The 13,430-nt window shown below is 63.7% G+C and carries 10 protein-coding genes; 1 reads left to right on the top strand and 9 read right to left on the bottom strand.

Annotated elements, in window-relative coordinates; genetic code table 11:
- Position 1: 1 nt before the first annotated feature.
- The 4 genes from ASG91_RS04740 to ASG91_RS04725 all read right to left on the bottom strand — a co-directional run bounded on the left by ASG91_RS04740 (position 2) and on the right by ASG91_RS04725 (position 4,411).
- Positions 2–2,557 (bottom strand): ATP-binding protein, encoded by a 2,556-nt coding sequence (locus tag ASG91_RS04740; protein ID WP_157606052.1) that lies wholly within the window; start codon positions 2,555–2,557, stop codon positions 2–4.
- A complete protein-coding gene (locus ASG91_RS04735; protein ID WP_056921471.1) occupies positions 2,554–2,982 on the bottom strand; it encodes a hypothetical protein in 429 nt (142 codons plus the stop codon). Before ASG91_RS04735 ends, ASG91_RS04740 begins: the two co-directional genes overlap by 4 nt.
- 4 nt (positions 2,983–2,986) lie before the next feature.
- Positions 2,987–3,241 carry a hypothetical protein gene (locus ASG91_RS04730; protein ID WP_056921470.1) on the bottom strand — a complete coding sequence of 85 codons (255 nt, stop codon included), beginning with the start codon at positions 3,239–3,241 and terminating at the stop codon, positions 2,987–2,989.
- 408 nt (positions 3,242–3,649) lie between these two features.
- Positions 3,650–4,411, bottom strand: coding sequence for a DUF4145 domain-containing protein (locus tag ASG91_RS04725; protein ID WP_082593911.1), 762 nt, complete (start codon positions 4,409–4,411; stop codon positions 3,650–3,652).
- Positions 4,412–4,642: 231 nt separating this feature from the next.
- On the opposite strand from ASG91_RS04725, the gene ASG91_RS04720 reads away from it, so the two are divergent.
- Positions 4,643–6,553 (top strand): hypothetical protein, encoded by a 1,911-nt coding sequence (locus ASG91_RS04720; protein WP_157606049.1) that lies wholly within the window; start codon positions 4,643–4,645, stop codon positions 6,551–6,553.
- A gap of 908 nt (positions 6,554–7,461) precedes the next feature.
- Here the strand turns inward: ASG91_RS04720 and ASG91_RS04715 are convergent.
- From ASG91_RS04715 to ASG91_RS20520, 5 genes are all read right to left on the bottom strand, one after another.
- Complete coding sequence (locus ASG91_RS04715; protein ID WP_157606046.1) at positions 7,462–8,871, bottom strand: hypothetical protein; 1,410 nt, start codon at positions 8,869–8,871, stop codon at positions 7,462–7,464.
- Positions 8,872–8,912: 41 nt separating this feature from the next.
- A complete protein-coding gene (locus tag ASG91_RS04710) occupies positions 8,913–10,370 on the bottom strand; it encodes a DNA cytosine methyltransferase (RefSeq protein ID WP_235545405.1) in 1,458 nt (485 codons plus the stop codon).
- Positions 10,371–10,488: 118 nt separating this feature from the next.
- Positions 10,489–11,088, bottom strand: coding sequence for a hypothetical protein (locus tag ASG91_RS04705; RefSeq protein ID WP_056921465.1), 600 nt, complete (start codon positions 11,086–11,088; stop codon positions 10,489–10,491).
- A gap of 112 nt (positions 11,089–11,200) precedes the next feature.
- Positions 11,201–11,635, bottom strand: a complete 435-nt coding sequence (locus ASG91_RS21420) for a very short patch repair endonuclease (protein ID WP_082593962.1) — start codon at positions 11,633–11,635, stop codon at positions 11,201–11,203.
- A gap of 281 nt (positions 11,636–11,916) precedes the next feature.
- Positions 11,917–13,428 (bottom strand): hypothetical protein, encoded by a 1,512-nt coding sequence (locus ASG91_RS20520; protein ID WP_157606043.1) that lies wholly within the window; start codon positions 13,426–13,428, stop codon positions 11,917–11,919.
- Positions 13,429–13,430 lie beyond the last annotated feature (2 nt).

The raw sequence follows: 13,430 nt of genomic DNA, 5'->3' as shown, positions 1-13,430 counted from the left end.
GTCAGGCGCTCTCGCGCTCATGGCCTTCGGGCAACGCGGCCCGCGACCCGGGGGCCGCGTCAATCTCGCCGCGGACGACCCTGTTCAGTGCCTTCTCCGGTTGCGCTGTGGTGTTGAGCGCCTCAAGCAGCTGCGGGTGGGCGGAGAGGTCCATCCGCATCCGCTCGATGCCGCCTGTGCCGTCGCTGAAGATGAACTCGCGCGAGCCACGGCGTCCCTCGCGGGTGGGTCGCGAGAGGGTGCCGAAGATCGACTCGTACCCCATGCCCTCCCGGATGCCGGGCAGGAACCGCAACGCGTCGCGCTGGGCGTCCTCTCCGGTGAGCCGACCGATGAACGCGGCGGACACCAGGTTCGCGAGGTCGAGCTTGAGCAGGTCCGACGGGTTCTGGGAGGCCATTAGCACACGGGTGTTGTGTTTGCGGGAGTCGCGGGCGGCGCGGTCGATGAAGCGGCGACCGGTGCTGAAGGTCGACAGCGCCCAGGCCTCGTCGATGAAGATTCCCTTGCGGGCGTTGATGTCCCCGAAGTACATCCCTCGCTGCGTCAGCCACGCGGCGAGGTAGAGGACGCACATCGACAGGCGCTCGTCGAGGTCCTCGCTGTTGGCGGTGGACTCGTCGGGCAGCGCCAGACCGCGCAGACTGTAGACCGTCAGCAGTGGATCGTTGCGGCTGTAGTCCTGCATGTAGCCGGGCGGGAAGATGAGGCGACCATGACTGGTCTTGCTCGCCTCTGTTAGGAAGTCAGCCATGTATCCCGCGTGCCGCTGAAGGTCTGGATCTCCGGTCAGGGCGCGCAACTCTGTGACGACGTCACTGGGGGAGGCGGTCTGCTTCGCGCTGACGGCACCGACGGCGCGCATCAGGGCAACTTCAGTCAGCACGTGCTCTTGCAGCTGTCTTGGCAGCATCGCGCGCAGGACGCTCGACGTCAGCAGCCGACGGGTCTCCTTGGCCTGGTCCTGGGCGGCTCGCCAGTCCAGGTCGGTCTCGTAGTGCTCTCGCCGGGGCTCGGCGATGACCCGGTAGGTCGACAGGGCACCGGCCGGGGCGTCGAGGAGGTCGATGGCCTGCGAGACGTCGGCCAGCTCCGGCAGGCGGCAGAGCGCAGTCAACCGGCCCGAGGGGTCCAGCACCGTCCAGGGGACGCCTTGCAGGACCGTGCGGTAGATGATGTTGCCACCCGCGGTGGACTTGCCACCACCCAGCCCCGCGCACAGTACGGCGAGGCCGGACTCCTCGCGTCGCTCGGTGGTCTCCCACGGCTCCCACGTGACGACGCGGGCGCTGGTGCCCGAGGTTTCGCCGAGGTGGATGCCGACGCGGTCGCCGACCTTCGCCGTCGCGGCGGGGACGGCGGCCGCGAGGGTGGTGACCGGCATACGCCGCTTGTAAGCCGTTGACGCCAGCTTCTCGCCGGGGATGAACTCGCGGGCCACGGCGTACTGGTCGGCGGGGCGCGCAATGGTGATCTGCGGGGTGTAGAGCTTGCGCAGCAGGCTTGCGCGTTCGAGTGCCTCCTCCTCGGTCGCGCCGGAGACGGCGAGGCGGTACCAGCCGGTGGTGCGGGTCGACAGCCCGGACAGGCCCATCGAGATCTCGTCCTCGACGCCGAGGGCCTTGTCAGCTTGGCGGTCGAGCGCGCCGGGGGCGGGCTCGTGGTGCTCGAGCTCGTAGTGGTCCTTCTGGGCGCGGATCTTCTGGATGTTGCGGCGCATCGCCTGACCGACCTTCGCCGAGTCGTCGACGGTGACACGGGCCGACCACTCGACCGGGAACCCGAGCTGGTCGGTGCGCTGCATCCAAGGGATGCCGGCGGGGATCTCGAGGTCGGTCATGCGGCCGACGGACAGGATGCAGACGTGGCGCTCGACGCGCTGGTCCTCGTTCTCCCCGATGACGCGAAGGGTGCGCGCGTAGGGCTCGGCGAACCACTGGACGTGGTCGGTGAACTCATGCAGGTCTTCTTCCTCCCAGCGACCGTCGTCGACCGCGCCGAGGGTCAGCGGTGCGGGAAGTCCGAGCGAGCAGGACCGGTGCAGCAGCCACTCGAGCTGACGCGGGGTGACGGGTGCGCCGTCCATGCCGGGCGATGCCATGATCTCGTCGGTGGCCCGGATGTGCTTGGACAGGGCCGCGACCTCACGGTCGGAGAACGTCTCCGCGAGCCCGCCCAGGGCCTTGTGCAGGCCCTTGCGTGCCGGGATCTCCACCCCGACATAGACCTCCTTGTCGGCCATGCTCCGGCCGGACAGGTGGTGCTGGTCGGTCATCAGGTAGTCGCGCCACGCGGGCAGGGGAGCGGGGGCGTTCTGGTCGTGGGCCGAGGCCCACCGGCTCACCGGGTAGGGGCGGGTCGTGACTCTGATGTGCAGGCTGCGCTTGACCAGCTGGGCGAACACGTCGGCGCCGTCGATGATCAGCTGCTCGCGCACGCTGTCCGGGCGGAATGACCACCCCTGGGCATCGAGGAGGTACCAGGCGTAGATCTTGTCGGCGGTGACGGTGCAGTGGCCGCTGATCCGCCGCATTGCCAGTCCTGCCTTGGCGCTCATGCCGCCACCTCCTGGGTCCCTTCGTCTCTGGTGGCCTGCCATGCTGCCCTGCGTTGGGCCCGGCTCAGGCGTGTGGGGACGGCACGAACCCGAGCCGGGCGGATGACGCCCACGGTCGGTTTGGTGCGCTGCCGGGGCGCTCCGACCTCGTGGGCAAAACCGGCGATGGCCGAGGCCAGCGGGCGGTCAGCGTCTACAACGTTGAGGATCAAGCGGGTCAGGCCCACCGTCACGAGGAGGCTGTATGCGAGGCTGAAGAAGCCCAGCCCAATACCTAGCCGACGCTCGATGACCTGGAGGATGACGAACACGAGCGCGCCCACGGCATACGCGACGTACCGCGCCCGGAAGGGCAGGGTCTTGTTGGGCGGGCCGAGCCAGACGGCGTTGACGTTGTATATCTCATCGTCGACAGGAAGTCGCATCTCATCAACCCGTGACGAGCCCGGCCATCCAGGCGCCGAGGTTGTCTGCTTGCCCGCTGCTTGCGATGCCGAGCACGGCAAGCGCCACGATCACGCCGGCCACAACCTTCATGGCCTTGGCGTTGTCGCCACGCTGAGCCAGAACGAAAAGCATTACTGCGATCAACAGCAGCAGCAGCGGGATGACGTTGTCCTTGATCCACGCTTGCAGGCCGCCCGTGCTGGCAGCCGCGACAACGGCGGTGTCGAAGGTGTGCATGATTGGTCCCCAATCGGTCGCGCGAGCGGGTGCCCGCGCCACCATTGAGACCCCACATGCGAGCGAAATCCACACTAGGTCGCGTTTGTGGACACTTCCATACGATTTGTTTACCTTGCGTTCGGCGAACTGGCTGTCCGACCTCGTTGTGCCACAACTCCCCGGGGCCAACGGCCCGCTAGAGCACAAGGCTCCGTGGCTACGTGGTTGGGTCGCGTTGTCCGTCACCGATCGGGCTGGCCCTCTGCGCTGCCCATCGTCCGGCCCGGTCGGAACACGTCAAGGGCGCCTGACGGCGTCACTACGTGATGGCCTGCGGCCACCCTTGACCCAACCCGACCGTCCCTACCAATGCTCCGCTACGAGGACGCATCCCCGAAATGCGCCAACAAGGGAGGGCAGGCCAAGCTACGTCCGCTTGCGAATCCCCTTGTTCTTAATGATCTTCCTGACGATGCGTTCCATCTCAGGATCCCTGGACTCAAAAAGTCTGTACAGCGCGGCCTCCATGATCCGTGCCCCTACGAGCACTTCCCGCGCCGTTAGGCCCGACTCGTGGGAACCGTCGTTCCCGATCCACTTGACCGCTTCGAGAAGGTCGGCGACGTCCTTCTCTGACTTGCGCAGGATCTCGATGCGAGCATGCAGCGTAAGACGATCTCTGAACGTCGATCCGTTCCGACGCGTCGCGATAGTAAACCGCTTGACCTTCTTTGCTGTCAGGAGAGCTTCAATGCCCTGCCGGAGGCGGTTCGCGGCCGCACTGGGGTTGGCCAGCAATAGGCTCGAGGCGTCACGGATCGCGCGCGCGGTCTCATCCGGCGTCTTCTCGGGGATGCGGATGAACTGAAGCGGAGGGTGAAAGAAGCGGAGAGTCAACCGCTCCGCATACTGCTGGTACGGGTCGCGCGAGTCGCCAACGCACCACGTTCCACCGACCACTACAAATTCCCCGCACCTTTCGTTGTTACAAGTCAGGTGACCACTCAAGACACCGTGGATCCAGTCGGGCTCCCATGCCTCTTCCTTGCGCCAAGAGACCGATCGCGCAGTCTCCACCTTGTCCAGTTTGTCCTCACCCGAGAGGAACCCCGCCCCGCACGTGGGACAGCCGGGTGCTGGCCATGTCTCGAACTCAACCCAATCAGTGAACGCCTCAACCCCAACCATGCGAGCAACCTACGGGGCTTAATGGGCATCCGGGCGCACGACGCGTCCACGACACCGTGCGCGCCGTTCCCTGGTGTTGCTGGATTCCGCTCTTAGGTATCAAGGCGGCGCTGCGCGCCGCAACCGCCTGCGGGCGGCGCTGGCGCGCCGTCCTCGGCGACAGTTCCGCAAACACGCAAACTGGGCATGTCGCCCTAGATAGCATCACTGCGGCGAACCTAGGAGGATGCAATGACGGCAGTGACGAGCGCAGAATCGACCCCAGAGGGACAGTTGGAGGACGCTGACGAGGCCCTTCCTCCGCGTCCGATCAAGGACTTCGAGACCCGACCCAAAACCGCCGCCCGCAACCGGCTCCTCAAGGAGTTTCGTGACCTTGGGTTCGACGAAGCTTCGTCTGTGGCCATGGTCCGCGCCATCGATGATCCAGACCAGGCGTTGGCCCAGCTCAAGGCACCTGCGGAGTTCGGTGTCCACGGGGGGACGATCCGCTATATCGCTGTGCGCATCCGGAACGGAGCAGCGCTCCCCATCCCGACGAACCCTCGAGTCTCTGCACGCGTTCGCTACCCAGCCGGCGATAGTGGCAGCGGAGGCATCGAGCCGCTGACGATTGCGGATGGACCAAACGACGCAGCGACCTTGACCATTTCGGCTGCCTCAGCTGCCAGCCTCAAGAGCGACATGCGCGAAGGTCACGAGTACATCACTGGAAACAACGACCTCCTTGCGTCGGTTCAGACGCAGGGCGTCTTGCTGCCCATCACCCTTGTCCCGGTTAAGTTTCAGTTCCATGACTCGACGGCGAGCAGGACCGTCGTCTGCACCATCGACGGCTCCTCCCGACTTACTGCGGCGATGCGCACGTGGGGCCTCAGTGCTGAGGATGTCCTCTTCACGCTGACTGAAGGGGACGCGCTCGACGTGCGGCGGCGTGAAGTCGCGCAATTGATGAGTCAGGACAAGGCATCTCTAACCCAGGCCGATTTCGCTCGCCTGAGAAACCAGGCCCTGCCGGCAAACCTCATCATTGGATGGGAGTCAGACGAGCCAGGCATCACATTCAGGCACGTGCTTGACGCCTACCTGGGCCTTCTACATGTCGAACCGCCAACCCCCTGGGGCGATGCGGCGGGTCAGGACAAGCGCGCCGACTCCGTACTCGACGAACTCGAGCGCCGGGGACGTATCGACACCACACGACGCCAATACCTTGCTGGGCTGCTGACGCCTGAGGAAGCTACCACTGCCGGCTACAACGCCACCCTGGACGGCCGGGCGGCTGAGATCTTCTATGAGTTGGACCGCCGCCAGAACGCCAACGCCGTAAACCGAGCCTTGCGGCGCATCGGGATGCACAACCCAGATCGACTTACCCGGCTGGAGGTCGCGACTGAACTAGCGATGCGGCCCTATCGACGTAGTGCCACGGAACTGGCACGACGGAATCCCCGTCAAGCCCTTCCGAACGCTCTAACCAGACTGCGGCCAGACAACCTCTGGGCCCCAACGGGACGCTCGCCGGAGGAACTCCTCGCGGCAGCACTTGATGAGGTTGCTGCCGGTTCTACGGGCGAAGCCAGCGCAGAGCTCGCCGTGCGTGGAGCATTCTGGCTGACTCGGTACTCGGCCCTACAAAAGTCGAGTCGAACGGACACTCGTTTCGCCGAAGAACTGCTTCAAGACATCATCCGTACGGCGCACGGCGCTCGAGTCCTTCACCAAGCGATCGTGGATGGACGGGCGGCCCAGCACCCTCGTCAGGTCAACGAGCAAGGCGAGATCTCGCAGACCCCCGCGGACAAGGACATGCTCGTCGATGACCAGTGGCTGCGAAAGACTTTCGTCAGTGCCGAGCCGGACGGTGACGGCGGTGGTGGAGAGGACGGCCCGGAGCCGGACTGGACGCCTCGCGACGAGCTCCGTCACAGGATCTTTGGCATCCGGGATGACTCCGGCACGCTTCTTGCAAAGATCGAAGCGCTGGACGAGATCACCGAGGAGGATCAGAAGATCGCGAATGTCGACGGAGTCCCCAAAGACATCGCAGACGAGGTCAGTCTGAACCTAGACCGAGCGCGGATGCGGATCGTTGGTCTTGGAACCACATGGGCGGCCCGGAACGACAGCACGACAGATTGAAACCGGAAGTCGCTCGTGCGCTGGAAGAGATCGCAGGTCACGACCTCGATGGCGGGCTGCTAGGTCCCTTCCAGATTGGTGTCGATCGGTGGCCAAGTGGCGTTCGAGGCGTCTACGTCGTGTTCGACCCGACCGGAAAGTGCGCCTATGTCGGCAAGGTCTGTTCAGACCTTGACGGGCGTCGCCTAGAGGGACGGATGAAACAGCACCTGAGAGAACCGCGCAAACTTCAGACTTTCGACTGCTATTACGTTGTGCCCCTTCGGTCGAGCGCCTCGAATCTCCTTGTGGAGAAGGCTGAGGGTTGGATTGCGCGGCACATGCGGCCGTACCTGTCGGACAGCCACCCTAACCCCTTCCGTCGAAGCAGGGCACGCGGGTGACCCGACGGGCTTCCTGCCCAAATTCGAACTCGTACTTGGGAACCTCTTGCCGGGCGGAATGCCTCGATGCGCCTTCTTCAGCGTCTCTACGATTGGTCACCTGGCTTTCGAGGTTGTCGTAGGGGTCGGCGTGGACACCGAGCGGTTCAGCCGGTGGACCACGCAACGCACCCATCGCTTGGTCCCGATACAACCTGTCGCACGACAGGAAGTCTGTTGGCCGCCCCGCTGGTCCCTAACCAGCGCCCAGATCGGGGCCATGCGGGAGCGCTACGTGTCAACCCGCCAGATGCGCCCGAATCTCAATAGCCCGACCCTGCGCGTTTGGAACCACCCATCCACCGACGAGGCGGCGAGGAAGTTTGCACAGCACGGGGTCGAATCGACCAGCCGGGATGCCCCAGTCGATCCATAGGTGAGGGCTCCCCGATGGAAGCAGGGCGTCAAGCTTCGTCTCCGCTAAACAGTCTTCTCCTGAGTCGGCGCTCCACGGCACCTGAGGACCGCGACTCCTGGGATGCGCGCCTACCAGTCGTAGCGAGCAACGCGGATCGATTTGCGCGCCTCACGCATTCGCATCACAAATTTGTCAGCCCTAGCTGCGCCCTCGCCGCCTAAAGCCCTCGGAGCTTGGCGGCCGATGGGCTTTACCTTCAATGCCCCCCGCAAAATTGCCGCGTCCAGGGCCTCAGAGTTCGGGACCCAAAAGGACTCGACATGCAGCGTGGTGAAGGCCGCTTTGCGCGTGCGGCTCGTACCTGAGTTGGACGGGGCTGCTGGCGGTCCTCCCCTCCCGGCCTTGAACTGGCGGTGCCACGCGACGAACTCGCCGCTTTCGTCCATCTCGGCCGCACCGTTGACGATCAGGAAACCCAAACCTTGCTCGTCGATGCAGGCCCGGATGGCCCTCTCGTCGTTGAGGAGGGTGTCGGTCTTCCCACCAGCCACGCGATCGCCGAACACTTGGGTTTCAGTGTGGACCTTGATGTCCCAGACAAAGTTGAGGGCGTAGTCGAACGCGGTGTTGCCGTATCGAACCCGACGTGGGCGATCGGGCGGAGTGAAGGCGCCGGCAAGGACGACTTTGGCCCGCTCCTCGCCGTAGAAGCCTTGCCATTCGTTGTCGTTGGCTCCCCGAAGTCCGCGATCCGCCAGCCACTTCACTGCAAGCTTCCCATCCCATCGCGATGGCAGCTTGGCTAACAATGCAGCGGCGAGCGCGTCGCCCTCATCCTCCGGGGCAGCCAGGGCGTCGACGACTTCAGAACCGAGAAACCCGAGGTGCCGCTCGGCTCCGGCCAGGATCATGTTGAGGCCAGTCAGCGAGATCGTTTCACCCGTGGACTCGCACTTGTCAGTCCAGGGCACGCCAAACTCGGTAGCAAGGGATGCAGCAAGCTTGGTCTTGCTCGACCGGTTCATGGCGACATCGGGAAGGGCCCGATCCGCGAGATTGGTCAGAACGGACTTGTGCTCCTTGGCGCCCGGCCCGAGCCATTCCTTGGGAGCGCGAGTAAGCGCAGCGATGCGTGTGACGGCCTCGATCTTCGAACGCGCGGGCTGAAAGGCAGCCCAGGCGGGGCCGGCTAACTCTGCGGGCGCCGCGTCACGAAGGCGGCGAAGGGAGCCACGCTGCCTCGCTTCGGTTGCACCCGCAAGGAGGACGTTCAGGCCCTCCAGGGTTACCTTGTTCCGCTCCGTGTGCAGCGCTGGGTCCCAGTCGACCGTGAGTGCTTTTGCAATTTCGCGCCCAAGTACAGCGTTGGTGCGCACGAGGTCCACATCCAGGGCCAGTGAGTCTCGCAGAGCGACCAAGGCTCGCTTTTCGCCGCGCGAGTCGTCGGGATTCCGTCCAGTCAGGGCATAGATGCGCTCGATGGCTTCAGTGAAAGTCTCTGCTGGGAAGAAGAGGAACCAGTTCTCTGAGGCAGGCACTGGGGCAGGCTAGCCGTCAGGAAGCGCAATTGCTCGGGAATCTACGAATGGGCTGGCTGGTGTTTTGCCAGTATCTCGTTCGGCCGCAAAGGTGCCTTCTCGACTGCTGCGACGATGGCGCGCCCTCGAGCGGTTCGGCGGAGGATATTGGCGTCGCGATCGACGTGGGCACGGAAGATGTGCCACACGGCACCGACGTTGACCCCGTTACCCATTTGCTTGTACGTCGCTGCGGCCGACTGACCGGGGAAGATGAAGGAGTCCGGAAGTCCCTGCAAACGCGCAGTCTCGCGGGGGGACAGCCGTCGCTCTCGCGGGCCCACGATTGAGGTTTGGGTGATCGCCACCAGCGCCGGCAAGTAGGTCGCCTTCTTTGCCCGGATGCCGGAAGGGCGGAAGTGCATCACGGTGTGCCAGAGCGACTTGGTCTCCTGGGCCTGCCATTCCAGCTTGCGCCGCGACGCTGGGAAGGCCTCCGAGTAGATTCCCCATCGGTGTGCCCAAGGGATGATGGCGGCGAAGTGCCGGGCGAACATGTCGTGGTTCTTGCGCAGATGGCTCTGCTTCCAGTCAGGAAGGTCAGAATCCACGACGGGCCGTGACACCCTGCGGGGTACGCGGATCTTGCGGGCCTGCCAGTCGATCCGCTTCATCTCTGGAAAGTCCAGCCACGCATCGGCCCAGATTGGATGCCCTGGGAGATGGCGGTCGTTCATGAGGGGCCTCATGATCTGCACGAACTCTTCCCAGGCATTGATCCAATGCGTCTCCGCATCCGTCAGGTCACACCCGGGGATGTTGTGTGAGTCGTCGAGGAGACCCTCGAGGTGCCAGTCCTTCTTGGGGTCGAAGAGGCCCGTGGCTCCCTCTGCGCTCGGGAAGCGGTCGGTCATGGTCGCCACGGGGCCGGGCCCGCCGAACTCGATGTCACGGGCCACTAGGTCTGGAGCGAGCGTTGCTGTGATGAAGACGCGTTCGCGGACCTGAGGCACGCCACCAAGATGAGGCGGAAGTAGGTGGGGCGAGAATACGGCGGCCTGGTTACTGACGTGGTAGCCCTCGTCCTGCAGTGTCTCGATGATTACGTCCCACTCGTGTTGGTGCTTTGGCCCTATGAGGTTGCGGACGTTCTCAAGGATCACGATCAGGGGATGACGGGCCTTGATGATGCTGGCGATGTTGAAGAAGAGCGTGCCCCTTGCTTCGTCCATGCCACGCTGGGCGCCGGACTTGGAGAAGGGCTGACACGGAAACCCGGCACAGAGCACATCGTGCTCGGGCACTTCCATGACACCACGGTCGGCATCCGCATCAAGCGTAATGTCGCCCCGGTCATTGGCACCTAGGGCCGAGTGGCCCCAGTTGGACTCGTAGACCTTGCGTGCCAGGGGGTCAATCTCGACGGCATAGACGCACTCTCCGCCCATCGCCTTGAGCGCGGCGTGAAAGCCGCCAATTCCTGCGAAGAGGTCAATGAAGCGGAAGGCTGGGGGCGTCACGCTGCCCATGGTAACTCAGCTCGAGCTAATGTTCGAGCTCCCTCTAGAGCATGTCTGGCTGGGCGGTTTAGCTTCGTTGGGCGATCGGCGTCCCTCAAGTTCGCTGTTCGGCGGCGCCTTAGGGAGACTCCTGTTTGTAGTACTGGTCGTCCTCGAGATCACCAGTGACCTCCAGGTAGCCGAGCTCTCCTGCGACCGCTCGATCGTCGACGATCGCCTTTCCCAGTGCGACAAGGCGCAGCACATCCGGCGCAAGGATGACGATCTGTCCGTTCTCAGGGACTACCGTGCAGCCACTCTCCAGGGCCAATGGTTGCAGGTAAGCGACATGCGCGGGCGTTGCCGCTGCGCGAACAGCGGGCTGGCCGTCACGGACGTGTCCCCTGCACGAGCTGCTCGTCCGAAGGCCGGCGCATGTCAGCGCCAGGACCAAGCCTGCGACTCCGACATCCATGGCGGTGAAGTACTCGTGTGGCACGTCTAGTTCCTCGAGAAACGCTTCGAACTCTTCGTGCTTCGACGAACCGGCGTCGGCCTGGCGCAGCACAATTGATTCATAGCGCAGCTGGTCGTTGGCCTCGTCCCAGTCGTAACGGCAGATGCAGCCGTACGCCCGGTTCCCATCCCACCCTTCTTCCCACTCCTGGACTGTCAAAGAGCCGATGAGTTGTTCCGGGTTGACTGGCTGCGAGGGGACAACCTCGAAAGTCGGAATCACGAGAGCACCTTCCTGGCGGGACGCGCGGATGCTGGCGAGCCTTGCAGAACGATTCAATGTCGGATGGCAAGTCAGGACGCCATCCCCCTTTGGCCCATGGAGATTGTTTGCCTCAGCTCGCCGGTTTGGCAGGACCTGCGGACGCGAGGATCCTCGACGCAACTTCATGTGGGTCACGAAGGACCTCACACTCCCATGCCCGGATGACGCGCCAACCCTGCTCTTCCGCAAGCAGACTTGACCGCCGGTCGCGCTCCGCATTGCGCAGCATCTTCTGCTCCCAGAGCTCTGCGTTGGGGCCGGTCCATGCCTTCGTGCGGCCGTGCTTGGGACAACCGTGCCAGAAGCACCCGTCGACAAAGACCGCGACTTTCCGGCCCGGAAGCACGAAGTCAGGCGTGCACCCCTTGGCCAGCCGCGGATGTAGACGGAAGCGACCCCCGGCAGCATGGACGGCGCGACGAAGAAGAACCTCAGGCGCCGTGTTCGTTTTCCGCCGCCCGGCAAGGTGGGCTCCTGCCGGAGTTGCCACCCACCGCACCGCCATGACGCCAAGGTACGAGGCACCCACCTAGATGTCACTTGGGGCACTGCCATCGAGGAGCGAGCGGGACGCCAACTGACACACGCTGCCGGCAGGGATAGTAGGACGGTTCTCATGCAAAAGCGCAGCCCCGTTCGCGGAATTTCTCTCAGGCAGGTCGATACCAGTTTTTCGGGTCAGACCAACAGCAGACACGCGCGCGATACGATGGAACGGTGATGACAAGGTGCATCGCTCCCAACTGACGGTGACCGTTTTGGCCCGTCGGTACGGGTAGCCACACGCTACGGGAGGGCACTGAAGTCGATCAGGCTCCCAATCACGCGGTCGCCCTCGACAAAAACGAGATCGCTTGCAGCCTTGACGCGCAGCCCCAGCGTCGAATTTACAACGGGAACGTAGCCACCAGTGCCCCTTAGGTGCGGCCGCCGAAACGACGTCGCGATATCCACTATCTCGGCAAAATCTCCCTGGACGCCTGTTCCGAAACGGATCCGAAGCAAGTCGAGTCTGACGAAACCCGACTTTGTGGAGGCGATTCCACGTCCGGACACCCACGGCTCGATGAAAACGGCAGAGCTGCCAGGGCGGCGAATTCGGTTAATGAACTGCTTATCAAGACGACCCGAGTAGTACACCTCGCCAAGGCCACTTTGGATGCGGACGACCATTGGATAGATCTGATCCATTAGCCATTGCCCAAACCGCTGCCGCAAGCGGATATCAAGACTTGAAAAGGGAAGTTTCTGCCTGAATGCCCGCTCAACAGCAAACCTGGCCTCCTCTTTCGCGGCATGTCGTGCTAAGGCTTCAGGCGTGTTTGGCCCTTCGAGCAGGTTGGGCGGAGCCGGCCTGGGTGGTCCACTGGGTATCCCCGGACTCTTGTCCTCTCGCTCGGCCTGTCCCAACGGGCTCTTGGGGCCTGCGGCTGTCGCGGCGGCTTCTCGTGAACTCATCGCGATAAGGATCCCCAGCCCACCCAGCACCGTAAGGCCCTCCATCACCGCCGACCACTCGAGCACCAACCCCCGTTGGACAGCAAGCACGCCGGAGCCCGAGACGAGCAAGCCTCCACCGGCCGCTGGTGGGCCAGGGAAATTCCTTGCCAACGTTGTTGCGAGCTCGTAAATGAGAACTACTTGAATGGCTGTGTCAAGGACCAAAATGACTGTCTTGCTTAGTAGCGCTCCCCGCCTGACGTTCGAAACAAGGCCGTTGTAGAAATCCACCTCATACTTAATCTTCTCGGCACGACCGCGCAGAGTGGCTGCCAGTTCGGAAGTCGCACCTCCCGAAACGGCTGACTCGCACGCCCTCAAGAGCGGATCTGTGACGTTTGCGTAGAGGCGGTCAGAGGACTGGAGCAGAAGGAGGCCAGGCACGTCCGCTCGGTAAAGCTGCGCCATCGCAAGTGAATGAGCAACCTGCCATCTTGTCACGTCCGCTGAGATCAGGGCCGCTACCAAGAGATCTGCGACAACTCCCGCCCGAAGAGGGGCGGCGCTTTGCGCCAACTCCGTGAGTCTCTCACGAATCGCTGAAAGGATGGCGGAACTTCGGTTGAGGCTTGTCGCGACATTGTTCCCCGAAATGGCTCGAGCGCTGTCCGCTTTAAAGTCGCGATAGATCGTAAACTGTTCCGCCCAGTCGATTGGCTCCGGAGAGAAGGAGTTCCATTGATTCTCGCTAGCTGCCACATCGGCTTCCAAACGACCCAGGAGTCCGCTACCGCGAGACTTAAGCAGCGTCTCAAGCGCCATCTCGAACAGCGTGCGTTGCACCGGCATTTCCGTCACGA

Origin of the sequence: Phycicoccus sp. Soil802, assembly GCF_001429605.1 — a bacterium.
Lineage (GTDB): Bacteria > Actinomycetota > Actinomycetes > Actinomycetales > Dermatophilaceae > Pedococcus.
This window is presented reverse-complemented; position numbering and strand designations above follow the sequence as displayed.